The sequence below is a fragment of the Mesorhizobium sp. RCAM 06353 genome, from assembly GCF_059683585.1.
In genome coordinates, this window is record NZ_CM185031.1 from 1,811,267 (window position 1) to 1,834,625 (window position 23,359).

The window sequence follows — 23,359 nt, forward strand, 5'->3', positions numbered from 1 at the left end:
GTCGAAAGCTTAACCCAGACGTGCTGTTCTGCTTGGCAAGGGGAGGCGCTCTCCCTATGTTAGGCCCAAGTTTCCTCTCATGATGCTGTCCGTCCGCGGACGCCAACGGGACAATTGATGAATCCGAACTATCGCAACCTCGCGCTCTGGGCGATCATAGCGGTCCTGCTCATCGCTCTTTTCAATCTGTTCCAGACGCCGCAGACGCGCGGGGCTTCGAGCGATGTGCCTTATTCGCAGTTCCTGCAGGACGTCGCGGCCGGCCGGGTCAAGACGGTGACCATTGCGGGCGCCCGCATCACCGGCACCTACACCGACAATTCCACCGGCTTCCAGACCTATTCGCCCGGCGATCCGCAGCTGGTCTCGCGGCTGCAGGACAAGAACGTCACCATCAATGCGCGGCCTGAAACCGACGGTTCCAATTCGCTGTTCGGCTATTTGGTCTCGTGGCTGCCGATGATCCTCATCCTCGGCGTCTGGATATTCTTCATGCGCCAGATGCAATCCGGATCCGGGCGCGCCATGGGTTTCGGCAAGTCGAAGGCCAAGCTTCTGACGGAGGCGCACGGCCGCGTCACCTTCCAGGATGTCGCCGGCGTCGATGAAGCCAAGGAAGATCTGGAAGAGATCGTCGAGTTCCTGCGCGACCCGCAAAAGTTCCAGCGCCTCGGCGGCAAGATTCCGCGCGGCGTGCTGCTGGTCGGCCCTCCCGGCACCGGTAAGACGCTGCTCGCCCGCTCGGTCGCCGGCGAAGCCAATGTGCCGTTCTTCACCATTTCGGGTTCGGACTTCGTCGAGATGTTTGTCGGCGTCGGCGCGTCCCGTGTGCGTGACATGTTCGACCAAGCCAAGAAGAATGCGCCCTGCATCATCTTCATCGATGAAATCGACGCCGTCGGCCGCCATCGCGGCGCCGGCCTCGGTGGCGGCAATGACGAGCGCGAGCAGACGCTGAACCAGCTGCTGGTCGAGATGGACGGCTTCGAATCCAACGAAAGCATCATCCTGATCGCGGCGACCAATCGTCCCGACGTGCTCGATCCTGCGCTGTTGCGTCCGGGCCGTTTCGACCGCCAGGTGGTGGTACCGAACCCCGACATCGTCGGCCGCGAGAAGATCCTCAAGGTGCATGTGCGCAACGTGCCGCTGGCGCCCAATGTCGACCTCAAGGTCGTTGCGCGCGGTACGCCGGGCTTCTCCGGCGCCGACCTGATGAACCTGGTCAACGAATCGGCGCTGATGGCGGCGCGGCGCAACAAGCGCCTCGTCACCATGGCCGAGTTCGAGGACGCCAAGGACAAGATCATGATGGGCGCCGAGCGTCGCTCGTCGGCCATGACCCAGGCCGAAAAGGAGCTGACCGCCTATCACGAGGCCGGCCACGCCATCCTGGCGCTCAACGTGCCGTCGGCTGACCCGCTGCACAAGGCCACCATCATTCCGCGTGGCCGCGCGCTCGGCATGGTCATGCAGTTGCCGGAAGGCGACCGCTATTCGATGAGCTACAAGTACATGATCTCGCGCCTCGCCATCATGATGGGCGGTCGCGTCGCCGAGGAGTTCAAGTTCGGCAAGGAGAACATCACCTCGGGTGCTTCCTCCGACATCGAGCAGGCGACCAAGCTGGCGCGCGCCATGGTCACGCGCTGGGGCTTCTCCGACAAGCTCGGCCATGTCGCCTATGGCGACAACCAGGAAGAGGTGTTCCTCGGCCATTCGGTGGCGCGCACGCAGAACATTTCGGAAGAGACCGCGCAGATCATCGACGCCGAAGTGCGCCGCCTGATCGACGAGGCCTATGTCTCGGCCAAATCCATCCTGACCAAGAAGAAGAAGGAATGGATCGCGCTGGCGCAGGGCCTGCTCGAATACGAGACGCTGTCTGGCGAAGAGATCAAGCAGCTGATCGCAGGCAACAAGCCCTCGCGCGACCTCGGCGACGACACGCCGCCCAGCCGTGGCTCGGCCGTGCCGAAGTCCGGCGGCCGCCGCAAGAAGGGCCCGGAGCCGGAAGGCGGCATGGAGCCGCAGCCGCAGGGCTAACCCAGGGCGGAGAGCAGATCCTCGGGACAAGCCCGGGGATCTCGACTCATCGTATGCGCGAAAAACGGTGAACCGCTTTATCCGCCGTATTCGATTTTATGATTCAGCTTTCAGCCGCGCATTGCACAGGCTGTAATAACCGCCGCCCTTCTGTATCCAGCGAAGGCCGTTCAACGTACCCGCCTCCTTGTTGCCGTGGTAACCTTGGAGGCAGGTCTTCATCCGCGCCTTCGCGGGTTTTTCGGTCTTGAACTCGGCGGCGAGTGTGGTCGGGAATGTCACGCCCGCCGGCGCTAAAGTGGGGGCGACCGCCGCGCCGGTTTCCTTTTTCGGCTGCGGCGCGGTTTCGACGGTATCCGCGCTGACACTCTCCGCAGCAGATGTCGCGCATTTCTCCTTGCGGAAAGCGGCCCAGTCCATGCCGTTCAGAGTGCCGCCTTCCTTGGCTGTCCGATAGGTCTCGCCGCATTCCTTCATCGTCAGTGCACTTGCAGGGCCGACGCTCCAAGCAACCAATGCCGTCGCAGCCAATACCGCCAATTTCAAATTGAGCATAAGATCCTCCTGGTTGATACAAGCTAATGTCTTTTTGTATACTGTTTGTTCCCGGTATGTTCAACTAGAATCTTTGGGGAGCTACAAGCCTGGCGGTGACAGTGCGGGCGAATTGATGATGCCGACAGCTCCCGCGCTATGCAGATGCGGGCAAGGCCGCGGCGTCGTCGAGCGCAACAAAAGGCCCGCGAAGCAGATGCATCGCGGGCCTTTGCCGGTCCTTGCCAGACTTTTCGTCTACTTCAATTCGATCTCAAAAGGCTTATGCCTCATCGATCTGGGGGAATACCATGCGTGGCTCAGCCCTTCAGCTTGGCATTGCACAGGCTGTAGAAGCCGCCGCCCTTTTGGATCCACTTCAGGCCACCAAGCGCGTTGGCGTCCTTGAGGACATAGTATTGGTCGAGACAGGTGTGCATGCGGCCCTTTCCGGGGGTCTCGCTGGCATATTTCGCCGAGATCGCGGACGGGAATTTGACGCCCTTGGGCGCAACCGTCGTCGGCTTTGCCGGCTCCTTGGTGTAGCTTGCTTCGCTCGGAGCAGGCACGGTGTCGTCATCCGAGGCGGCGGCGCCGCATTCGGCCTTGCGGAAGTCGTTCCACTTTTGGCCCTTCAGCGTGTTTGCCGTCTTGGCAGCCTGGTACTTGGTGCTGCACTCGGCCATGGTCAGGCCCTTGCCGCCATCGGCGGCGGCAGCGGCCTTGGTGGTTGCCGGCTTCGTGGTATCGGCAGCGGCGGACGCGCCGGCGGCGCATTCGGCCTTGCGGAAGTCGTTCCACTTCTGGCCATTGAGCGTGCCAGCAGCTTTCGCCGCTTGGTACTTGGCACTGCATTCCTTGGCCGTCAGGCCCTTGGCCGTGCTGTCAGCCGCCGCGGCCGCAGCCTTGGTGGTCTTGGCCGGCTTGGTTTCAGCTGCCTTCTTCGTGTCGGCCGGCTTGGTGTCCGTGGTGGCAGCGGCATCGGTGCCGCACTGCGCCTTGCGGAACTGGTTCCAGGTCGCCCCGGCAAGTGTCCCCGCATCCTTGGCGGCGTTATACTTCGTGCTGCACTCGGCCATCGTCAACGCGTTGGCTGGCGCGGCCAGGAACAACGTCGCCACGGCAAGGCCGGTCAAAGTGGCAAGTCGGTGGATGAGCATAGCGTTTCTCCGTTGCAGCAGCCCATTATACGTCCCTGCGAATCAATAACGCTCAACGGTCGGTTGCGCCAGATGCTAAGTGGCGTATATACCGCCCAAAGCTTGCTCCTCCCGATAAGGTGATGAAATTGTTGTCGCTCACCGGGTTAAAAACAAGATTTTCCGCGTGCATCTGCGCCGAATAGCTCGCAGGACTGGTATATTGCAGTGCCACATACCGTCATGTTGGAGTGCGGCTTTATCGTGTGCAGTGCACGACAATGATTTTCTAAGGATTGGTAACATATAATCACACAATGTGATCATGGCGCACCGGCCAATTGTGGCATGAGATGTCGGCAAAGAACCCTAGGGACTCTAACTAGCATGGCAGGAAATTATTTCGGCACCGACGGCATCCGCGGGCGCGCCAACAAGTTTCCGATGACCGCTGAAATCGCTATGCGGGTCGGTATGGCCGCAGGGCTTTCGTTCCAGCGTGGCAGCCACCGCCATCGTGTCGTTCTCGGCAAGGACACCAGGCTTTCCGGCTACATGATCGAGAATGCGATGGTGGCCGGTCTTTGCGCCGCCGGCATGGATGTGTTCCTGCTCGGGCCGATCCCGACGCCGGCCGTCGCCATGCTGGTGCGTTCATTGCGCGCCGATATCGGCGTCATGATCTCGGCTTCGCACAACCCCTATTACGACAATGGCATCAAGCTGTTCGGTCCGGACGGCTACAAGCTCTCCGACGAGATCGAAGAGCGCATCGAGAGCATGCTCGACAAGGATATCGAACTGGCACTCGCCGATTCCGACGGGCTTGGCCGTGCCAAGCGCGTCGACGGCGTGCATGACCGCTACATCGAATTCGCCAAGCGCACCTTGCCGCGCTCGATGTCGCTCTCGGGCCTCAGGATCGTCGTCGATTGCGCCAATGGCGCCGCCTACAAGGTGGCGCCCGAGGCGCTGTGGGAGCTCGGCGCCGAAGTCGTGGCCATCAATGTCGAGCCCAACGGCTTCAACATCAACAAGGAATGCGGCTCGACCCATCCGGCCGGCCTGCAGAAGAAAGTGCACGAAGTGCGCGCCGACATCGGTATCGCGCTCGATGGCGATGCCGACCGTGTCGTGATCGTCGACGAGAATGGCGCGATCGTCGATGGCGACCAGATCATGGCGCTGATCGCCGAGTCCTGGCACCAGAGCGGACGGCTTGCCGGCGGCGGCGTGGTTTCGACGGTCATGTCCAATCTCGGTCTCGAACGCTTCCTCGGCGACATGAAGTTGCAATTGCACCGCACCAAGGTCGGCGACCGCTATGTCGTGGAGCATATGCGCGCGCATGGGCTCAATGTCGGCGGCGAGCAGTCGGGCCACATCGTGCTGTCGGATTTCTCGACCACCGGCGATGGTCTCGTGTCGGCGCTGCAGGTGCTGGCCTGCATCAAACGGCAGGGCCGACCCGTCAGCGAACTGTCGAAGAAGTTCGAGCCGGTGCCGCAGCTCCTGAAGAACGTCCGTATTGCCGGCGGCAAGCCGCTCGAGGAAGCGCCGGTCAAGGCCGCCATCGAGGATGCGCGCCACCGTCTCGGCAAGGCCGGGCGGCTGGTCATCCGTCCGTCCGGCACCGAGCCGCTGATCCGTGTCATGGCCGAGGGCGACGATCCGCAGCTGGTCGAGGCCGTCGTCAACGACATCGTCGAAGTCATCTCGGAAACCCGCAGCGCTGCCTGATCCCTGGCGCGCCCAAGGGGCGTCACGCTGCTCTCCGGTTGCATCCAAGCCCGCCCTTCTGGCGGGCTTTTTTGTTTGCCGGGAAACGGCCTCTCGACTGTCGAAATCATCCGCGAATCCTTTGAATTTTAGAGATTCGTGGTTAATCGACAGGGTTAAACGCCTTTTAACTTTTCCAATTCATTATCCACGCCTGAAAGCCAATCTCATTCGGACACGATCGCCGTTCCGAGGGTTCCTAGGGGTGACAAGCATGTTCAATACAGCAAGAAAGGCCCTGTTCGCGTTGCTGTTCGCGGGCTTGGCCTGGCCAGTTTTCGCAGCCGACCTGCCCGAACCGCAGGTCGAAGAGGCACCGCCGCCGGTTTACGAGCAGCCGGCTGACATCGGTGGCTGGTATATCCGTGGCGATATCGATTACCACAAGTCCGATGTTCGCGGCATCGACTATTCGACCTACAGCCTCGATCCCTGCAATTGCGGTAATATCCTGGTCGGTGGCAAAAGCTTCGATTATGCCAAGCTGAAGGGCGGCTTCTCGCTCGGCGGCGGCGTCGGCTACAAGATCAGCGATCATCTGCGCGCTGACGTGACCGCCGACTACTGGTTCAAGTCGAACTTCAACGGCGGTACCTCGGATCTCGTCTCGACCTCGACCGAAGTGTCGAAGATGAGCGCCCTGTTGCTGCTCGCCAACGCCTATGTCGATATCGGCACCTGGCATGGCATCACACCCTATGTCGGCGCCGGTATCGGTGGCGCGCGGGTGAAGTGGGATACCGTCTACGACCCGAACACCGCCGAGACCAACCCGGGAGCATCCAACTGGCGCTTCGCTTACGCTCTGATGGCCGGTGCCTCCTACTGCCTGACCGACAAGATCATCCTCGATGCGGGCTATCGCTTCTCCCATATCCAGGGCGGCCGCATGTTCGAATGGGATGCGAGCAGCGCGGGTCCTGGCTTCGACCGCGGCATCAACACCCACGAGGTGCGCGGCGGCCTGCGCTATCAGTTCGGCGGCAACAATGGATGCGCTGCGCCGGTGGTTGCCTACCAGCCCGAACCTGAGCCGGTCTACACCAAGTAAGAACTTCACTGCCCAGAATATACGCGAACCGCCCGGCATGACCGGGCGGTTTTCGTTTGAGCTGTCGCCAATGAAGTGCGTGGAAAGCAGGTCAATTCAGGGCGACATGCATTAGCTGGAATGAATTCGCTAACGCTCTGTTAGCCTTAACCGTGACTTAACCACTATGGTTAACAATGCTCCTTGAAACGATGGCTGCCGCGTTCATTGCAGGTGTCGCCAAATCCGGGAGTCGGGACCATGACACTCACATCGCGTATTGTGCTGGCGCTTGCCGGATTCGGGCTTTTGCCGCTGACATCCGCATTCGCCGCCGACTATGACCCGCCGGTCTATGCCGACCAGGCGCCCGACTATGTGCCGGTCGAGGTCGGCTCGGGCTGGTATCTGCGCGGCGACGTCTCCTATCTGGTGCAGAAGACCTTCAAAAATGGGGATTTCACCTTCCCGTCAACCATCAACAACGAAAACTTTAGTGAGAGCGAAGACGCAGTTTTTGCGAGCGTCGGCTTCGGATATCATTTCAACGATTACCTCCGTGCCGATCTCAACTTCGGCTATTTGCCGGGTAACAAGGCCAGCTTCGGCTATGACGATTCAGCGGTCGTCGCACTGCCGACATTGTCGACCCAGGGATCGGGATCGCTGAAGAATTATGCGTTCTCGGGGATACTCAATGGCTATGTCGATCTCGGGACATATGTCGGAATCACGCCTTATGTTGGCGCCGGCATCGGTTTTGTCCGCAGTTCGCGGAAGCTTTCGGCGACTTACACGGACAACAATGTCCCGGCCAACAGTTTCAAGCTGGAGGACAATGCGACACAATACTCCCTCGCCTATACGCTGAATGCGGGCCTTGCCTACCAGGTGACGAAGAATGTTTCCGTTGACCTGGGCTATCAGTATTTTTCCGCCCCGAGCGCGAAGTATGTCACGGCCGAAAGCCTGACTTCCTTTCCGGTCAAAAAGGGAATCAGCAATCACCAGGTCAAGGTCGGGCTGCGCTACGATCTCTGGTAGGCTTGGGACAAATCGGGACTTTGGCGGCGGATCCCTCAGGTCCGCCGTTTGCGTTTGAAATCACGCGATCCTGATCACGGATTCGCCGGTATCCCGGCAGCGACATAAACTTTCCTCTTGACGCCCGAAGCCTGAACGCATATCGTCGTCCGTGGGCCACCCCTCCCCAACGAGGGGCCACTATCTGGAAGGATAGACCACGATGACGACGCATACGAAGCCCGGACTCCGTCCGGCAAACCCCAATTTCTCCTCAGGTCCCTGCGCGAAACGTCCCGGCTGGTCGGTCGAGGCGCTCAAAAATGCCGCGCTCGGCCGTTCCCATCGCGCCAAGATCGGCAAGACCAAGCTCGAACAGGCGATCGAGCTGACGCGCGAAATCCTTCAGGTCCCGGCAGGCTACCGCATCGGCATCGTGCCGGCGTCGGACACCGGCGCGGTCGAGATGGCGCTGTGGTCACTGCTCGGCGAGCGCGGCGTCGACATGGTCGCCTGGGAAAGCTTCGGCTCCGGCTGGGTCACCGATGTGGTCAAGCAGTTGAAGCTCGCCGATGTGCGTAAGCTCGAAGCCGGCTATGGCGACCTGCCGGATCTGGCCAAGATCGATTTCGACCGCGACGTGGTCTTCACCTGGAACGGGACCACGTCCGGCGTGCGCGTGCCGAACGGCGATTTCATCCCTGCCGATCGCAAGGGCCTGACCATTTGCGACGCGACTTCGGCCGCCTTCGCGCAAAAGCTTGATTTCGAAAAGCTCGATGTCGTCACCTTCTCCTGGCAGAAAGTGCTGGGCGGCGAGGGCGCGCATGGCATGCTGATCCTGTCGCCCCGCGCCGTCGCGCGGCTGGAGAGCTACAAGCCTTCATGGCCGCTGCCGAAAATCTTCCGCCTGACCTCGGGCGGCAAGCTGATCGAGGGCATCTTCAAGGGCGAGACCATCAACACGCCGTCGATGCTGTGCGTCGAGGACTATCTCGACGCGCTCCACTGGGCGAAGTCGATCGGTGGCCTCGATGCCCTGGTCGCCAGGGCGGATGCCAATGCGGCTGTCCTCGACGGCTTTGTCAGCAAATCATCCTGGCTCGGCCATCTCGCCGTCGAGCCTGCGACGCGGTCGAACACGTCCGTATGTCTGTCCTTCACCGATCCGGATATCGCGGCGCTCGACGCTGACGGGCAGGCGGCTTTTGCCAAGGGGCTGGTTTCGGCGCTCGACAAGGAAGGCGTCGCCTTTGACATCGGCTCTTATCGCGACGCGCCTCCCGGCCTGCGTATCTGGTGCGGTGCGACGGTCGAGACGTCAGATCTCGAAGCGCTACTGCCCTGGCTCGACTGGGCCTTCGCCGCGCAGAAGGCGTCGCTGAAAGCGGCGGCCTGAGATTCATGGCGGCCTGCGGGCCGCCATTTCCCCGACAATCCCATTTTCAAGGAGGCCGCCATGGCGCCCCGCGTTCTCGTCTCTGACAAACTCTCTCCCACCGCCGTGCAGATCTTCAAGGATCGCGGCGTCGAGGTCGACTATCTGCCCGACCTCGGCAAGGACAAGGAAAAGCTGCTTGAAGTGATCAGCCAGTATGACGGCCTCGCCATCCGCTCGGCGACCAAGGTCACCGAGAAGCTGATCAGCGCCGCCACGAACCTCAAGGTAATTGGCCGCGCCGGTATCGGCGTCGACAATGTCGATATACCGGCGGCCAGCCGCAAGGGTATCATCGTGATGAACACGCCCTTCGGCAATTCGATCACGACGGCCGAACATGCCGTGGCGATGATCTTCGCGCTGGCGCGCCAGATCCCGGAAGCCAACGCTTCGACCCATGCCGGCAAGTGGGAGAAGAACCGCTTCATGGGTGTCGAGATCACCGGCAAGACGCTGGGCGTGATCGGCTGCGGCAATATCGGTTCGATCGTCGCCACACGCGGCGTTGGACTGAAGATGCATGTCATCGCCTTCGACCCGTTCTTGTCGGACAAGCGTGCCGAGGAACTTGGCGTCGACAAGGTCGAACTCGACGAGCTGTTCGCGCGCGCGGACTTCATCACGCTGCACACACCGCTGACCGACAAGACACGCAACATCATCGATGCCGCGGCAATCGCCAAGATGAAGAAGGGCGTGCGCATCATCAATTGCGCGCGCGGCGGGCTGGTCGTCGAGGCCGATCTGATCGCGGCGCTGAAGAGCGGCAAGGTGGCGGGCGCCGGCGTCGACGTGTTCGAGGTCGAGCCGGCCGAACAGAACGAACTGTTCGGCATGGAGAACGTGGTGGCGACACCGCATCTCGGCGCCTCGACGGCGGAAGCGCAGGAGAATGTCGCGCTGCAGGTCGCCGAGCAGATGTCGGACTATCTGATCAAGGGCGCGGTCTCCAACGCCATCAACATGCCGTCGATCACGGCGGAGGAAGCGCCGCGGCTGAAGCCGTTCGTCAAGCTCGCCGAAGTGCTCGGCGCCTTTGTCGGCCAGGTCACCGAGGATCCGATCAAGGAGGTCGAGATCCTGTTCGACGGCTCGACCGCCACAATGAACACGCGCGCGCTGATCAGTGCGGCACTTGCCGGGCTGATCCGGCCGCAGGTCGCCGACGTCAACATGGTGTCGGCGCCGATCATGGTGAAGGAGCGCGGCATCATCGTCGCCGAGGTCAAGCGCGACAAGTCGGGCGTGTTCGACGGCTACATCAAGCTGACCGTCAAGACCGAGCACAGGACACGCTCGATCGCCGGCACCTGTTTCTCCGACGGCAAGCCGCGTTTCATCCAGATCAAGGGCATCAACCTCGATGCCGAGGTCGGCCAGCACATGCTCTACACCACCAATGCCGATGCGCCCGGCATCATCGGCCTGCTCGGCACGGTGTGCGGCGAGAACGGCGTCAACATCGCCAACTTCCAGCTTGGCCGTAACCGGCCGGGCGGCGACGCCATCGCGCTGCTCTATCTCGATGCACCGTTCCCGGAAAACGTGCTGGAGCAGGTGCGGGCGCACAAGTCGATCGACTCGGCCAAGCGGCTGCAGTTCGACGTCGGCGGGATCTGATCCCGGCCTTTCCCAGAGATCAGAAGGCGCGGCCTTGGTCGCGCCTCCTTGCTGCTCAGCGCGTCCTGGGGCGGTCCAGCATCGCCTTCTTGCGCCCGCTGTATTCGGCGAGCGCGATGCCGCCCAGCACGAGGACCAGCGCCAGCGCCTGATAGAGCTGGAACGTTTCGCCGACGATCAGCACCGAAAGCAGCGTGCCGAAGATCGGCACCAGATTGATGAACAGGCCGGCGCGGTTGGCGCCGATCAGCTCGTTGCCCCTGATGTAGGTTATCTGCGAAATGACCGAGGCGCCGATCGCGGTGTAGACGATGACCGTCCACCCGCGTGCATCGGGCACGATCACCTTGCCGGCGGCGACCTCCCACAGCAAGAAGGGCAGTGAGGTGATGAGTGCGGCGATCGACATCGCCAGCATCAGGCTCTGCCAATGCATCGCCGGCTTCAGCCGCAAGCCGACCGAATAGCCGCTGTAAAGGATGACCGCCACCAGCATGATGCCGTCGCCGAAGTTGAGCTCCAGCGTCAACAACCGGCGCGGGTCGCCGTGGCAAGCTGTCAGGATGACGCCGGCAATAGTCAGCACTACGCCTGCAATCTGCGCCCAGTTCACGCGCAGGCGGAAGAAGATGAAATTGGCTGTCATGATCAGGATCGGCATCGCCGCCTGTTCGATCGAGACGTTGATCGCGGTCGTGTAGTTGAGCGCCGTGTAGAAGATGGTGTTGAACAGGGTGAAGCCACTGGCGCCGAGTGCAGCCAGGACGAACCAGTGCCGGCGTACCACGGGCCAGTCCTCCTGGATCGTGCGCCAGCCGATCGGCAGCAGGATCGCCACCGCCAGCACCCAGCGCAGGAAGACCAGCGTCATCGGCGAGACGTGATCGACCGCAAGCTTGCCGGCCACCGAATTGCCGCCCCACAACAAGGTGGTGAGCAGCAGGAATATATAGGCGCTTCGGTGCATCGCGGGATTCCGGCCGCGACGGATGCGTTGCGGTGTTTGCCGGCCTATTGCCCCCGTCAGCCCAAGTAAATGATGTCAAAGCCGAAAATTGTTGTGCCTCAGGGCATTTTCGGCGGCAAAGAAAGGTCGCACTCGCGAGGTCTTGACGCTATAGAGGCCTGTCGTTTCGAACCATATCCAAGCCGCTTGGCGGCGTCTCAAGGGAAAAGAAACATGGCCAATGTGGTGGTCGTCGGCTCGCAGTGGGGCGACGAAGGCAAGGGCAAGATCGTCGACTGGCTATCGGAACGTGCCGATGTCGTGGTGCGTTTCCAGGGCGGCCACAATGCCGGCCACACGCTGGTCGTCGACGGCAAGGTCTACAAGCTGTCGCTGTTGCCGTCCGGTGTCGTGCGGCAGGGCAAGCTATCCATCATCGGCAATGGCGTGGTCTTCGACCCGCATGCTTTCGTGGCGGAAGTGGCGAAGCTCAAGGCGCAGGGCGTCGAAGTGACGCCGGATCGCCTGAAAATAGCCGAAAACACAGCGCTTATCCTGTCACTGCACCGGGAGCTGGACGGATTCCGCGAGGACGCCGCTTCAAATTCCGGGACGAAGATTGGCACGACCCGCCGGGGCATCGGTCCGGCCTATGAGGACAAGGTGGGTCGGCGCGCGGTGCGGGTGATGGATCTGGCGGATTTGGAAACACTGCCCTTGAAGGTCGACAGGCTGCTGACGCACCACAATGCGCTGCGCCGTGGGCTTGGCCATGCCGAAGTCACGCATGACGCGATCATGAGTGAACTGACCTCGGTCGCCGACGAGATCCTGCCCTATATGGACCGTGTCTGGAAGATCCTCGACGACAAGCGCCGTGCCGGCGAGCGCATCCTGTTCGAGGGCGCGCAAGGCACGTTGCTCGACATCGACCACGGCACCTATCCGTTCGTCACCTCGTCGAACACCGTGGCCGGGCAGGCCGCCGCCGGCTCCGGCGTCGGTCCGGGCGCCATCGGCTATGTGCTGGGCATCACCAAGGCCTACACGACGCGCGTCGGCGAAGGGCCGTTCCCGACCGAACAGAAGAACGACATCGGCGAATTCCTCGGTACGCGTGGCCATGAATTCGGCGTCGTCACCGGGCGCAAGCGCCGCTGCGGCTGGTTCGACGCGGTGCTGGTGCGCCGGGCTGTCGCCGTCAACGGCATCAAGGGCATCGCACTGACCAAGCTCGACGTGCTCGACGGGTTGGACGAGATCAAGGTCTGCACCGGCTATCGCCTTGACGGCGAGATGATCGACTACCTGCCGGCAAGCCAAGGTGCGCAGGCCCGTGTCGAACCGGTCTACGAGACGCTGGAAGGGTGGAAAGGCACCACTGCCGGCGCGCGCAGCTGGAACGATCTCCCGGCCCAGGCGGTCAAATATGTCCGATACATAGAGGAGCTGATCGGTGCGCCGGTCGCCCTCCTCTCCACCAGCCCGGAACGGGACGACACGATACTTGTGACCGATCCGTTTCAAGACTAGTTTCTGAAGCCTTTCCGGGCATCGCGGCTGATTTGCGGGGGCCGGCGCGGAAGCAAAAATACAGGTCGACTGAAGCATGGCAGATTTTGTTGCTGTTCTGAAAAAGGCGCTCGACAAGTATGGCGAGCCGACGCCCGAGACGCGCACGCGGACCTATGACGGCGCGCGTTCCGCGCTGGTCAAGAAGCTTGCGGAATTTTCGCCGCCGCTGTCGGCCGATGTCGTGGCCAAGCAGAAGCGTTCCCTGGAAGACGCCATTGCGAGCGTCGAGCGTGACTATGCCAAGAGCGTGTCGGAAACTGATCCGCTCGCCGAACTGGAACACATCTTTTCCTCGATCGACCGCAACAAGAACCAGCCAAGCCACACGCGCCAGCCGGTGAAAGCGGAGCCGGCGTGGCCGGCGCCGCCGGTTGCCAAGCCGGAACCCTACAAGCCGGAACCCTACCGCCCTGCGCCGCCGCCCGCCGCGAAAGTCGAGCCGAGCTGGCAGCCCGCACCGGTGCAGCCTGCCCCGAAGCCGGCGGACCAGCCGCTGCCGGGCATGCTTGCGGATCGCGACGATGGTCAGGATGACGTCTTCCCGAACGACGACGAGCCGGTCGCGGAAGCTGACGCTTTCCCACGCCTGCGGCCGGCCGAGCGCAAGCGCAGTTATGGCGGGCTGATTGCCGCCGTCGTTGCCCTGCTGGTCGTTGCCGGCGGCGGCTATGGCATCTGGCTGAACAAGGACGCCTTCAGCAAGATGCTGGGGCTGGACGGCAGCAAGGTTGTTGCCAAGACCGAACCGGTGAAGCCGGCGCCGGCCAAGCCGGCGACCGACGTTGCGGCGACGCCGCCGGCGCCCGCGGCAGGTGCCGAAGGGACGAAATTCACGCAGCGGCTTACGCCTGAAGGTGGCGAAACGGACCCCGGCCCGGCCGGTGGACAAACCGGCATAGGCGAGGGTGAATCCGTCGCCGCGCTGACGACGCCGCCCACCGCCACGAATGCGCCGGTCTCGGCACCTCCGGCTGCAGCCGCGCCCGCCGCGGCGACGCCTGCTGCTGCGGCACCTGCTGCGACCGCACCCGCGGCAGGCACCGCGCCCGCCGCAACCCCGCCTGCCAACGGAACCGCGCCAGCGGCGCCGGCCGATGCCGCCGCCACGCCGCCGGCAGCACCCGCGGGTGCCACGCCCGCGACACCGGCGGCCGCTCCGGCGACGGCGACCTCCGTGCCGGTCGGCCAGAAGGCGATCTTCTATGAGGAGCGCACCAGCACGGCACAGGGTTCGGCCGAGCCCGGCAGCATCGTCTGGTCGCTGGTGCAGGAATCGCCCGGCGGCGACCTGCCGCCCGAACCGGCGATCCGCGCCGAAGCAACCATCCCCGGCAAGGACATCCAGTTGCGCATGACCATCCGCCGCAACACCGACCAGACGCTGCCGGCTAGCCATATCATCGAGATGATCTTCCTGACGCCCGACGGTTTTGAGGGCGGCGGTGTCGACAACATCCTGCGCGTCGCCATGAAAAGCTCCGAACAGGATGCTGGCAGCCCGCTGATCGGCATTCCGGCCAAGATCGCCGACGGTTTCTTCCTCGTCGCGCTCAACGACACCAAGGCCGACGAGGACGCCAACATGACCTTGTTGCGCGGCCAGGACTGGATCGACGTGCCGGTTGTCTACAAGACCGGCCGGCGGGCATTGCTGACCATGGAAAAGGGCATTCCCGGCGAGAAGGTGTTCGACGAGGCGATCAAGGCCTGGCAGGCGAAGACGGCGGGCTGAGAGGGCACGCCGTAGAGGCTGCCTTCGCTCAGAAGCCCTGAAACAGCATGTCGAGCGCGGCGACGATGTCGTCGTGGTGCCTGGAAAGATTTCCCTCAGGGTTCCGCAATTCGGAAGCGCTGAAGGCCGAGACAAACTGTGTGACCATCACATGATCTTTGCCGTTTATGGCAAAGATCGGGTTCAGTCGCCGGGCGGGAAGCGGGGAAATCTTGGGCGGCATCAAAGGAACGACGACCCTCGTGCTCAGCCCTTCAAGAATGTCTGACTGCACGTCGAGAAGATAGCCGTCGCTCTCATCATTCCGATAGAAATCGTAGCGTGCCATCAGAACGGCCGGTATTTGGCCAACGGCAGTCCGTTCTTTCTGACATAATCGTTGGAGCTTTCGATGGCTTCCTTGTTTTCTTCCTGCCAACGCCGCGTTTTTTCTGCCGCTATCGCTTTCGCGATACCTGCCTCGGCAGCGCGGGAGATGTTGATGCCCAGCGCTTTGGCGTCCTTGATCAACTGAGAGTCAATGGACGTATTGACGGACGTTCGCTGAGGTTTTGGCGGGGATTGAAGCATGGAAATGCCTTTCTTTATGCGCATAACATACGCGCATAAAAGACCGCATGCAATTGTTCACCCCTCCATCTCCTCGCGCAACATCTCCAACTCCAGCCATTCCTCCTCGAGCGCGGCCAGTGTCGCGCGTTCCTTGTCGAGGGCGGCGATGGTTTTCTGGAAGGAGGCGGGATCGCGCTCGTAATAGGCGGGGTCGGCAATGTTGTTTTCCAGCCGCGAGATTGAAGCGGTCACCGCCTCGATCTTCTTCGGCAGCGACTCCAGTGCGAACTTCTGCTTGAATGACAGTTTTTTGGCCGGGCCTTTGGGAGCCGCCGGTTCGCTCTTGCCCGGCGCCGGCGCATCGCCGGCCTCGGTCTTGGCGCGCGCCTTGCGGTCGTCGAGCCGGGTGCCGCCGCGCTGCGCCAGCATGTCGGAATAGCCGCCGGCATATTCGATCCAGCGCCCGTCGCCGTCCGGCGCGATCAGGCTGGTCACCGTGCGGTCGAGGAAGTCGCGGTCGTGGCTGACCAGGATGACGGTGCCGGCAAAACCGGCGACCAGTTCCTGCAGCAGTTCCAGCGTCTCCATATCGAGATCGTTGGTCGGCTCATCGAGCACCAGAAGGTTCGCCGGCCGCGCCAGCACGCGCGCCAGGATCAGCCGCGCCCGCTCGCCGCCGGACAGCTCGCGCACCGGGGTGCGCGCCTGTTCCGGCTTGAACAGGAAGTCCTTCATATAGGAGACGACATGGCGCTGTTCGCCATTGATGACGAGGTTTTCGCCGCGCCCGTCGGTCAGGTATTGTGCCAGTGTCTCCTGCGGGTCGACCGCCTCGCGCTTCTGGTCGAGCGTGGCGATCTCCAGATTGGTGCCGAGCCGCACCGAGCCAGCATCCGGCTTCATCTCGCCGGTCAGCATCTTCAAAAGCGTGGTCTTACCGGCGCCGTTCGGCCCGACGAGGCCGACGCGGTCGCCGCGCTGGATGCGGGTCGAGAAGCCCTTGACCACGGTGAGATCGCCAAAGCTCTTCTCGATGTTCTTCGCTTCGATCACCAGCTTGCCGGATTCGGCGGCGTCGCTCGCCACCATGGTGGCGTTGCCTTCGGCGCCGCGATGACCGCGAAAATTCTTGCGCATGGTCTGTAGCTCGCCGAGCCGGCGCATGTTGCGCTTGCGTCGCGCGGTCACGCCGTAGCGCAACCAGTGTTCCTCGCGCACGATCTGGCGGCCGAGCTTGTGCTGCTCGCGCTCTTCTTCTTCCAGCACCAGGTCGCGCCATTCCTCGAAATGGCCAAAACCCTTGTCCAGTCTGCGGGTCTGGCCACGGTCGAGCCATACGGTGGCGCGCGACACGCGCTCGAGGAAACGGCGGTCGTGCGAGATGACGATGAGCGCCGAGGAGGTGCGGATGAGTTCCTCTTCCAGCCATTCGATGACGGACAGATCGAGATGGTTAGTCGGCTCATCAAGCAGCAGGATGTCGGGCTCGGGCGCCATGACGCGGGCAAGTGCTGCGCGCCTCGCCTCGCCGCCAGACAGATCGGTCGGCCGCTCCTCGCCTGTGAGGCCGAGATGCTCCATCAGATAGCTGGCGCGGTAGGGATCATCGGCGGGACCAAGCCCGGCCTCGACATAGGCGCGTACGGTGGCAAAACCTTCCATGTCGGGCATCTGCGGCAGATAGCGGACGGTCGCCGAGGGCTGGCGGAAGACCTCGCCGTCCTGCGGTTCGATCAGGCCGGCGGCGATCTTGAGCAGCGTCGACTTGCCCGATCCATTGCGGCCGACCAGCGCGATCTTGTCGCCGGCCGAAGCCGTCAGGGCTGCGCCGTCGAGCAGCGGCGTGCCGCCGAAGGTCAGTTTTATCCCGTCGAGGTTGAGAAGGGGCGGGGCCATGTCAGCTTTCGGGCAAGGGATAGGGATGAGCGAGCAGCAGCGCGCGGCCGTGGCCGAGTGCGATTTCGAGGCGGCCCCCGGTCTTTTCGAGCTTGACCTCGTTGGAAATGGTCAGTGACGAGCCGAAGGCCACCTCGACCTGGTTGAGCGGCCATTTGGCGCCGGTGACGGTCAGGCCGGCAAGCTCGGAAAAGCCGAGGATCGAAAACAGCATGCCGTCGGCATAGTCGAAGCCGGCCTTTCCCAACAGCAATGGCACGCCTTCCTGGGCGCCACTGGTCAGCAGCACGTCCGTTCCAGCCTCGGCCAGCCGCAGGGCGAGCGCCAGATGCAGGAAGGCGTGGTCGGCGCGCTTGCCGCCAAAAGCACCCGCCAGCACCAGGCGAGTCGCGCCGCGCTCGAGGGCCGCAGCGATCGCCAGTTCGCCGTCGGTCTTGTCCTTTTCCGCCGGAAAGGTCTGGCGGGGAACGGCAGCGAGATCGTCCGGCAGATTGGCCGGCACGGAATCGAAATCGCCCACCCACAGTTCAGGCACAAGGCCGAGCAACCGGGCATGGCCGATGCCGGCGTCGGCGGCGATGACGCGCGAGCCTTCGACCTGGCGGTCGAGCCGGGGCGTGCGGATGAGATCGCCGCCAAGCAGGATGGTGAATGTGCTCATATCTGGTGGCCTGTACCAGCCCGGCAGCGGAAACGGAAGGCCGGCAAACTGCCACTTGCGCGGTTCCTCGGCCGGGCCTATGTGTCGAAACGCTCTAACGGGGTGCCGGCTGCGATCTTCGCGGACCGGCTGAGAGGCAATCTCGCCAACCCGCTGAACCTGATCCGGTTTGTACCGGCGGAGGGATTAGACGTTTCGGACAGTCCGACGCCTCAATTCCTTTCAATTCGAACGAAGGAGGCGCCGATGCGCACGCTTTTATACTCTCTTGTTTCTTCCATGGTCGTGGCGCTGTCCGGGCCGGCCTTGGCCAAGGACAAGCTCACCGTCTACACTTATGAGAGCTTCACCGCCGACTGGGGTCCAGGACCGGTGGTGAAGAAGGAATTCGAGGCCGAATGCGGCTGCGACGTCGAGTTCGTCTCGGTCGCCGATGGCGTCGCCCTGCTCAACCGCGTCAAGCTCGAAGGCGCGTCGACCAAGGCCGATATCGTGCTCGGCCTCGACACCAATCTGACCGCCGACGCCAAGGCTAGCGGGTTGTTTGCCGCGCATGGCGCGGTGAGCGATATCAACGTGCCGGGCGGCTGGAGCGACGACACTTTTGTTCCCTTCGACTACGGCTATTTCGCCGTCGTCTATGACACGCAGAAGCTGAAGACGCCGCCCAAGAGCCTGAAGGATCTGGTCGAAGGCAGTGCCGACGACAAGATCGTCATCCAGGATCCGCGCACCTCGACACCGGGCCTCGGCCTGCTTTTGTGGGTGAAGTCGGTCTATGGCGACAAGGCGCCGGAAGCCTGGGCCAAGCTCAAGACAAAGGTGCTCACCGTGACGCCGGGTTGGAGCGAGGCCTATGGCCTGTTCACCAAGGGCGAGGCGCCGATGGTGCTGTCCTACACCACGTCGCCGGCCTACCACATGGTCGCGGAGAATACCGAGCGCTACCAGGCGGCGTCCTTCGAAGAAGGCGAGTATCTGCAGATCGAAGTCGCGGGGATCACCACGACCGGAGCAAAGAACCCACTGGCGGAAAAGTTCATGGCCTTCATGACCGGACCGAAATTCCAGGATGCCATCCCTGAGACCAACTGGATGTTCCCGGCAGGCAAGACAGACAAGCCGCTCAACCCGGCCTTCGCCAAACTGGTCAAGCCGACCAAGACGCTGCTGTTCAGCCCTGAGGAGGTTGCGGCCAACCGCAAGGCCTGGGTCGATGAGTGGCTGGCGGTGATGAGCAAGTAGGCAACGCGATGGCGCCGGCGCATCCCACGGATCATCGTGTCGGCGCCGGCATCATCGCGCTTGCCGCCATCGCGCTGTTGATCGGCGGCGCGTTCGCCGGACTGCTTATCGAAGGCGCTCATGACCTCTCGGGCGCCTGGGCAGCTTTCGATCCCTATCTCCTGCGCGTCGTGCGCTTCACTCTCTGGCAGGCAATCCTTTCGACGCTGCTTTCTGTCGGCCCAGCCCTGTTCGTGGCGCGTGCCCTGTCGCGGCATCCGCGCTTTTTCGGCCGCGCTTTCATCCTGCAGCTTTTCGCCGTGCCCTTGGCGCTGCCGGCGATCGTCGCGGCGCTTGGTATCCTGGCGCTCTACGGCCGCGCCGGCTATTTCGCCGGCATTTTGAGCACGGTCGGCGGTCAGGGCTGGCCAGGCATTTACGGCCTGTCCGGCATTCTCGTCGCCCATGTCTTCTTCAACCTGCCGCTCAGCGTCCGGCTGTTCCTCGAGGCGCTGCAGACCATTCCCGCCGACCAATGGCGACTGGCGAGCCAGCTTGGCATGGGGGCGCGGCCGGCGTTCCGGCTGATCGAATGGCCGACGCTGCGCGCCGCCTTGCCCGGGGTCGCCGGGCTGGTCTTCATGCTCTGCATCACCTCCTTCACCATCGTTTTGACGCTTGGCGGTGGGCCGGCCGCAACGACGCTCGAGGTCGGCATCTATCAGGCGCTGCGCTTCGACTTCGATCCCGCGCGTGCGGTGACGCTGACATTGCTGCAGATCGCGCTGACCTTTGTCGCCGTGCTGGCGCTGACGCGGCTCGGCGCCAATGTCGTCGGCGACACCAACCTGCCGGTGGCGCCGCGCCGCTATCTCTCCGTCAACGGGACCGAAGCATCGCTGAACGCCGCGCTCATCGTGCTGGCGTTGCTGTTCGTTGTCGGACCGATGGCGGCGACCTTAGTGGCAGGCTTGGGTGCCGATCTCGGCCGGCTCGGCGGCGAAGCGGCCGTGCGGCAGGCGACGCTGACCAGCGCCGTGCTCGCCTTCCTGTCGGCGCTGCTTTCGGTGATGCTGTCACTGGCGCTGACCATGGCCCGCCGGGCGCTGGCGCTGGGCCGCCGCGCTGGCCCAAAGACACTGCTTGAACATGTCACCGATACCGGCGCAGGCTTTGTCCTGGTCGTGCCGCCGATCGTCATCGGCGCCGGCTGGTTCCTGTTGCTACGCCACGTCGGCGACGTCTTTGCCGTCGCCCCGGTCATGGTCGTGACCGTCAATGCGGTCATGGCCATGCCGTTCGCGCTGCGCGCCGTCCGCCCCGCCTATGACGCGGCGAGCGAGCGTCATGAACGGCTATGCGCGCAGCTGGGTATCTCCGGCTGGGCCAGGCTGCGGCTGGTCGACTGGCCATCTCTGCGCCGTCCGCTCGCCACCGCTTTCGCCTTCGCCATGGCGCTGTCGCTCGGCGATCTCGGCGTCATCGCGCTGTTCGGCAGTGATTCCGTGCAGACCTTGCCCTACCTTCTGCTTTCGCGCATGGGCAGTTACCGCACCGAGGACGCCGCCGGCCTGGCGCTGCTACTTGGCCTGGTCTGCTTCGCCTTGGTGCTGGCAGCGGACCGGCTGGGAAGGGAAAAGGTCCGCAATGTCTGACGGGGCGATGGGCAGGAAGGGCGTTCCGGTGCGGCTGGACAAGGTCTCGTTCAGCTATGGCGAGGCATCGTTCGCCTTCGATGTCGACTTCGCCGCAGCGGAAGTCACCGCCATCATGGGGCCGAGCGGTTCGGGGAAGTCGACGCTGCTCAACCTGGTCGCCGGCTTCGAGACACCACAATCCGGCCGCGTGCTGATCGGCGGGGCCGATGTCGGCGCCGCGCCGCCGGCCGCGCGGCCCGTGTCGATGGTGTTCCAGGAAAACAACCTTTTCGCCCATCTTTCCGTCGAGCAGAATGTCGGCCTCGGCCGCTCGCCATCGCTGCGGCTGGCCGAGACCGATCGTATCGCCATCGCCGAGGCGCTGGCGCGCACCGGCCTTGCCGGCAAGGAGAAACGCCTGCCGCGCGAACTGTCCGGCGGCGAGCGCCAGCGCGTTGCCCTGGCGCGCGTGCTGGTGCGCGATCGCCCGGTGCTTCTGCTCGACGAGCCCTTTGCTTCGCTAGGTCCCGCCTTGCGCGACGACATGCTCGACCTGGTTGCCGGTCTCCATGCCGAGCGCGGCATGACGGTGTTGTTCGTCACGCATCAACCGGAGGATGCCCGCCGCATCGGCCAGAATGTGGTGTTCCTGGACAATGGCGCCGTCGCTGCCACCGGCACGGCGGACGATTTTTTTGCCGGGGCTGGTCCCGAGGCGTTCCGGCGCTATGTTGGCACAAACTTCCAGACGGCTGGATCACGAGATATTGCCCGGAAGCGGACATAATTTACGCCCAAACCGGTTCGAGGCGATATGGCGCTTGCTTGCCATGACTGGAGTAGTGTGGCTAGGTCCGCTCGATACCGGTCCGGCACACGCCGTGATTTGCCTACAGCATCCGCCGTCCGCCCTGAGGGACGTGCGACGGATGCTGTAGCAGTTTGAAGTAGCGCGTGACACTCTTCGAAGATCGCCCCCGATCGTCGTCGTCATGCGCCGGGACCCGAAAGGAAGCCGTTCTGGCGATCGGCGTTGACAGGCTAAGAATGAATCCGCTGGCGCGCTTTCTGGCGCTGGCCGGCTTTGCCGTGGCCTTGGCAAGCTGCCAGATGTTCACGCCTCCGGACGTGCAGGAATCCGGCTTCCAGCCTTCCGACAAGCCGATCACGGTCGACAATGTCGGCGCCAACAACAAGCTTGCGGAGCTGGCAAAGGCGCAGCATCCGCGCATCCTGGCCACCTATGGCGGCGAATATTCCGATCCCAAGCTCGAGCGCATGGTCGCCAAAGTCGTCGGCAATTTGACGGTGGTGTCGGCCAACCCGACCCAGACCTATCGCATCACCATTCTCAATTCGCCCAACGTCAACGCCTTCGCGCTGCCGGGCGGCTATCTCTACATCACGCGCGGCCTGCTGGCGCTGGCCAATGATTCGTCCGAGCTCGCCGCCGTCATCGCGCATGAGATGGGCCACGTCACCGCCAACCACGGTTTGCAGCGTCAGCAGCTGGAGGCCGAGGAAGGCCTGGCGACCAAGGTGGTCTCCGACGTGTTGGGCGACAGCCCGACCGCCAAGGCGGCGCTGATCCGAGGCAAGCTCAGGCTGGCGCAGTTCTCGCGCAACCAGGAGCTGGAGGCAGACGCCATCGGCATCAAGTCGATCGGCGAAGCCGGCTACGACCCATACGCTGCCGGACGCTTCCTGCAGTCGATGTCGGCCTACACCGATTTCCGTTCGATCAGCGGCGCCACCGACGCCAGCCTCGACTTCCTGGCGACGCATCCCAACACGCCGCAGCGCATCGATCTGGCGCAGCGCCATGCCCGCCAGTTCGGCGCGCCCGGCGTCGGCACGCGCGACCGCGATTCTTTCCTCGCCGGCATTGACGGCCTGCTCTACGGCGACACGCCGGAAGAAGGCTATGTGCGCGGCGAGACCTTCCTGCATCCGGGCCTCGGCGTGTCGTTCACGGTGCCGGACGGTTTCATCATCGACAATTCGGCGGCAGCAGTGACGGCGACCGGGCCGGGCGACATTGCGATCCGCTTCGACGGCGTTTCGATCGACAAGAACCGCGCCTTGACCGACTATATCAGAAGCGGTTGGGTGGCTGGTCTCGACGACAGCACCGTCAAGCAGGAAACGATCAACGGCAACGAGGCCGCGACCGCGCATGCCGGTGCCGAAGGCTGGCAGTTCGACATCGCGGTGATCCGTGCCGGCGGCCAGGTCTACCGGCTGCTGACCGCGGCCCCTTCGGCCAGCACGTCGCTGGAGACGGTGGCGCGCTCGGTAAGCGGATCATTCCGTATTCTGAGCCCCGCCGAAAAGGCGGCCTTGAAGCCGCTGCATATCCGCGTGCTTACCGTGCAGCCGGGCCAGACCATGGGCACGCTCGCCGCGCAGATGGTCGGCGTCGACCGCAAGCTCGACCTGTTCCGGGTGCTCAATGCGCTGTCACCGGGTGCTGCGGTTTCGGCCGGCGACAAGGTCAAGATCGTTACGGATAAATAGCGTCCGT

19 protein-coding genes and 1 riboswitch are annotated in these 23,359 nt (G+C 63.3%); of the genes, 12 read left to right on the forward strand and 7 right to left on the reverse strand.

The annotated features are described in order from the left end of the window. Window positions 1-117: 117 nt before the first annotated feature. Window positions 118-2,046, forward strand: coding sequence for an ATP-dependent zinc metalloprotease FtsH (ftsH, locus tag AC56QX_RS08470; protein ID WP_497115191.1), 1,929 nt, complete (start codon window positions 118-120; stop codon window positions 2,044-2,046). Between the two features lie 96 nt (window positions 2,047-2,142). On the opposite strand, the gene AC56QX_RS08475 is transcribed toward ftsH, so the two are convergent. After that, window positions 2,143-2,601 (reverse strand): hypothetical protein, encoded by a 459-nt coding sequence (locus AC56QX_RS08475; protein WP_497115193.1) that lies wholly within the window; start codon window positions 2,599-2,601, stop codon window positions 2,143-2,145. 299 nt (window positions 2,602-2,900) lie between these two features. Beyond that, window positions 2,901-3,740 carry a hypothetical protein gene (locus tag AC56QX_RS08480; RefSeq protein WP_497115195.1) on the reverse strand — a complete coding sequence of 280 codons (840 nt, stop codon included), beginning with the start codon at window positions 3,738-3,740 and terminating at the stop codon, window positions 2,901-2,903. Between the two features lie 366 nt (window positions 3,741-4,106). Here AC56QX_RS08480 and glmM point away from each other — a divergent pair, with 366 nt between their 5' ends. The 5 genes from glmM (at window position 4,107) to serA (ending at window position 10,612) form a co-directional block, all read left to right on the forward strand. Then, window positions 4,107-5,459 (forward strand): phosphoglucosamine mutase, encoded by a 1,353-nt coding sequence (gene glmM, locus AC56QX_RS08485; protein ID WP_023777672.1) that lies wholly within the window; start codon window positions 4,107-4,109, stop codon window positions 5,457-5,459. Between the two features lie 253 nt (window positions 5,460-5,712). Continuing rightward, entirely contained in the window at window positions 5,713-6,549 is an 837-nt protein-coding gene (locus AC56QX_RS08490) for an outer membrane protein (protein WP_497115197.1), read from the forward strand. A 240-nt stretch (window positions 6,550-6,789) separates the two neighbouring features. Further along, on the forward strand, window positions 6,790-7,572 hold the full coding sequence (locus AC56QX_RS08495) for an outer membrane protein (protein ID WP_497115199.1): 783 nt from the start codon (window positions 6,790-6,792) through the stop codon (window positions 7,570-7,572). 202 nt (window positions 7,573-7,774) lie between these two features. Then, window positions 7,775-8,950: a phosphoserine transaminase gene (locus tag AC56QX_RS08500; RefSeq protein WP_497115201.1), complete on the forward strand. Its 1,176-nt coding sequence runs from the start codon at window positions 7,775-7,777 to the stop codon at window positions 8,948-8,950. Window positions 8,951-9,010: 60 nt separating this feature from the next. Then, window positions 9,011-10,612 (forward strand): phosphoglycerate dehydrogenase, encoded by a 1,602-nt coding sequence (gene serA / locus AC56QX_RS08505; RefSeq protein ID WP_497115203.1) that lies wholly within the window; start codon window positions 9,011-9,013, stop codon window positions 10,610-10,612. Window positions 10,613-10,667: 55 nt separating this feature from the next. Here serA and AC56QX_RS08510 read toward each other — a convergent pair whose 3' ends face one another. Further along, on the reverse strand, window positions 10,668-11,579 hold the full coding sequence (locus AC56QX_RS08510; RefSeq protein WP_497115205.1) for a DMT family transporter: 912 nt from the start codon (window positions 11,577-11,579) through the stop codon (window positions 10,668-10,670). Window positions 11,580-11,792: 213 nt separating this feature from the next. Between AC56QX_RS08510 and AC56QX_RS08515 the strand changes: the two genes are divergently transcribed. Both AC56QX_RS08515 and AC56QX_RS08520 read left to right on the forward strand, forming a co-directional pair. Next, window positions 11,793-13,091: an adenylosuccinate synthase gene (locus tag AC56QX_RS08515; protein ID WP_497115207.1), complete on the forward strand. Its 1,299-nt coding sequence runs from the start codon at window positions 11,793-11,795 to the stop codon at window positions 13,089-13,091. 76 nt (window positions 13,092-13,167) lie between these two features. Further along, on the forward strand, window positions 13,168-14,865 hold the full coding sequence (locus AC56QX_RS08520; RefSeq protein ID WP_497115209.1) for a hypothetical protein: 1,698 nt from the start codon (window positions 13,168-13,170) through the stop codon (window positions 14,863-14,865). Window positions 14,866-14,893: 28 nt separating this feature from the next. Here the strand turns inward: AC56QX_RS08520 and AC56QX_RS08525 are convergent, their stop codons facing one another. The 4 genes from AC56QX_RS08525 to AC56QX_RS08540 form a co-directional block, all read right to left on the reverse strand. Then, complete coding sequence (locus tag AC56QX_RS08525; protein ID WP_497115211.1) at window positions 14,894-15,193, reverse strand: CcdB family protein; 300 nt, start codon at window positions 15,191-15,193, stop codon at window positions 14,894-14,896. Continuing rightward, window positions 15,193-15,375, reverse strand: coding sequence for a type II toxin-antitoxin system CcdA family antitoxin (locus AC56QX_RS08530; protein WP_497115213.1), 183 nt, complete (start codon window positions 15,373-15,375; stop codon window positions 15,193-15,195). Before AC56QX_RS08530 ends, AC56QX_RS08525 begins: the two co-directional genes overlap by 1 nt. Before the next feature lie 117 nt (window positions 15,376-15,492). Next, complete coding sequence (locus tag AC56QX_RS08535) at window positions 15,493-17,313, reverse strand: ABC-F family ATP-binding cassette domain-containing protein (RefSeq protein WP_497115215.1); 1,821 nt, start codon at window positions 17,311-17,313, stop codon at window positions 15,493-15,495. A 1-nt stretch (window position 17,314) separates the two neighbouring features. Further along, complete coding sequence (locus tag AC56QX_RS08540) at window positions 17,315-17,974, reverse strand: thiamine diphosphokinase (protein WP_497115217.1); 660 nt, start codon at window positions 17,972-17,974, stop codon at window positions 17,315-17,317. Window positions 17,975-18,062: 88 nt separating this feature from the next. Next, window positions 18,063-18,177, forward strand: a riboswitch (TPP riboswitch). A 43-nt stretch (window positions 18,178-18,220) separates the two neighbouring features. Here AC56QX_RS08540 and thiB point away from each other — a divergent pair. From thiB to AC56QX_RS08560, 4 genes are all read left to right on the forward strand, one after another. Further along, on the forward strand, window positions 18,221-19,219 hold the full coding sequence (gene thiB / locus AC56QX_RS08545) for a thiamine ABC transporter substrate binding subunit (protein ID WP_497115218.1): 999 nt from the start codon (window positions 18,221-18,223) through the stop codon (window positions 19,217-19,219). A gap of 8 nt (window positions 19,220-19,227) precedes the next feature. Then, window positions 19,228-20,853, forward strand: coding sequence for a thiamine/thiamine pyrophosphate ABC transporter permease (gene thiP, locus AC56QX_RS08550; RefSeq protein ID WP_497117713.1), 1,626 nt, complete (start codon window positions 19,228-19,230; stop codon window positions 20,851-20,853). After that, window positions 20,846-21,622 carry a thiamine ABC transporter ATP-binding protein gene (thiQ, locus tag AC56QX_RS08555; RefSeq protein ID WP_497115220.1) on the forward strand — a complete coding sequence of 259 codons (777 nt, stop codon included), beginning with the start codon at window positions 20,846-20,848 and terminating at the stop codon, window positions 21,620-21,622. Before thiP ends, thiQ begins: the two co-directional genes overlap by 8 nt. 260 nt (window positions 21,623-21,882) lie before the next feature. After that, on the forward strand, window positions 21,883-23,352 hold the full coding sequence (locus AC56QX_RS08560; protein WP_497115222.1) for a M48 family metalloprotease: 1,470 nt from the start codon (window positions 21,883-21,885) through the stop codon (window positions 23,350-23,352). Window positions 23,353-23,359 lie beyond the last annotated feature (7 nt).

What these genes read in the sequence shown, in the direction of transcription:
- thiP (WP_497117713.1), top strand. Translation starts at nt 19,228, where the DNA reads ATGGCGCCGGCGCATCCCACGGATCATCGTGTCGGCGCCGGCATCATC.
- AC56QX_RS08535 (WP_497115215.1), bottom strand. Translation starts at nt 17,313, where the DNA reads ATGGCCCCGCCCCTTCTCAACCTCGACGGGATAAAACTGACCTTCGGC.
- glmM (WP_023777672.1), top strand. Translation starts at nt 4,107, where the DNA reads ATGGCAGGAAATTATTTCGGCACCGACGGCATCCGCGGGCGCGCCAAC.
- AC56QX_RS08540 (WP_497115217.1), bottom strand. Translation starts at nt 17,974, where the DNA reads ATGAGCACATTCACCATCCTGCTTGGCGGCGATCTCATCCGCACGCCC.
- AC56QX_RS08515 (WP_497115207.1), top strand. Translation starts at nt 11,793, where the DNA reads ATGGCCAATGTGGTGGTCGTCGGCTCGCAGTGGGGCGACGAAGGCAAG.
- ftsH (WP_497115191.1), top strand. Translation starts at nt 118, where the DNA reads ATGAATCCGAACTATCGCAACCTCGCGCTCTGGGCGATCATAGCGGTC.
- AC56QX_RS08510 (WP_497115205.1), bottom strand. Translation starts at nt 11,579, where the DNA reads ATGCACCGAAGCGCCTATATATTCCTGCTGCTCACCACCTTGTTGTGG.
- AC56QX_RS08520 (WP_497115209.1), top strand. Translation starts at nt 13,168, where the DNA reads ATGGCAGATTTTGTTGCTGTTCTGAAAAAGGCGCTCGACAAGTATGGC.
- thiB (WP_497115218.1), top strand. Translation starts at nt 18,221, where the DNA reads ATGCGCACGCTTTTATACTCTCTTGTTTCTTCCATGGTCGTGGCGCTG.
- AC56QX_RS08525 (WP_497115211.1), bottom strand. Translation starts at nt 15,193, where the DNA reads ATGGCACGCTACGATTTCTATCGGAATGATGAGAGCGACGGCTATCTT.
- thiQ (WP_497115220.1), top strand. Translation starts at nt 20,846, where the DNA reads ATGTCTGACGGGGCGATGGGCAGGAAGGGCGTTCCGGTGCGGCTGGAC.
- AC56QX_RS08500 (WP_497115201.1), top strand. Translation starts at nt 7,775, where the DNA reads ATGACGACGCATACGAAGCCCGGACTCCGTCCGGCAAACCCCAATTTC.
- serA (WP_497115203.1), top strand. Translation starts at nt 9,011, where the DNA reads ATGGCGCCCCGCGTTCTCGTCTCTGACAAACTCTCTCCCACCGCCGTG.
- AC56QX_RS08490 (WP_497115197.1), top strand. Translation starts at nt 5,713, where the DNA reads ATGTTCAATACAGCAAGAAAGGCCCTGTTCGCGTTGCTGTTCGCGGGC.
- AC56QX_RS08560 (WP_497115222.1), top strand. Translation starts at nt 21,883, where the DNA reads ATGAATCCGCTGGCGCGCTTTCTGGCGCTGGCCGGCTTTGCCGTGGCC.
- AC56QX_RS08495 (WP_497115199.1), top strand. Translation starts at nt 6,790, where the DNA reads ATGACACTCACATCGCGTATTGTGCTGGCGCTTGCCGGATTCGGGCTT.
- AC56QX_RS08480 (WP_497115195.1), bottom strand. Translation starts at nt 3,740, where the DNA reads ATGCTCATCCACCGACTTGCCACTTTGACCGGCCTTGCCGTGGCGACG.
- AC56QX_RS08475 (WP_497115193.1), bottom strand. Translation starts at nt 2,601, where the DNA reads ATGCTCAATTTGAAATTGGCGGTATTGGCTGCGACGGCATTGGTTGCT.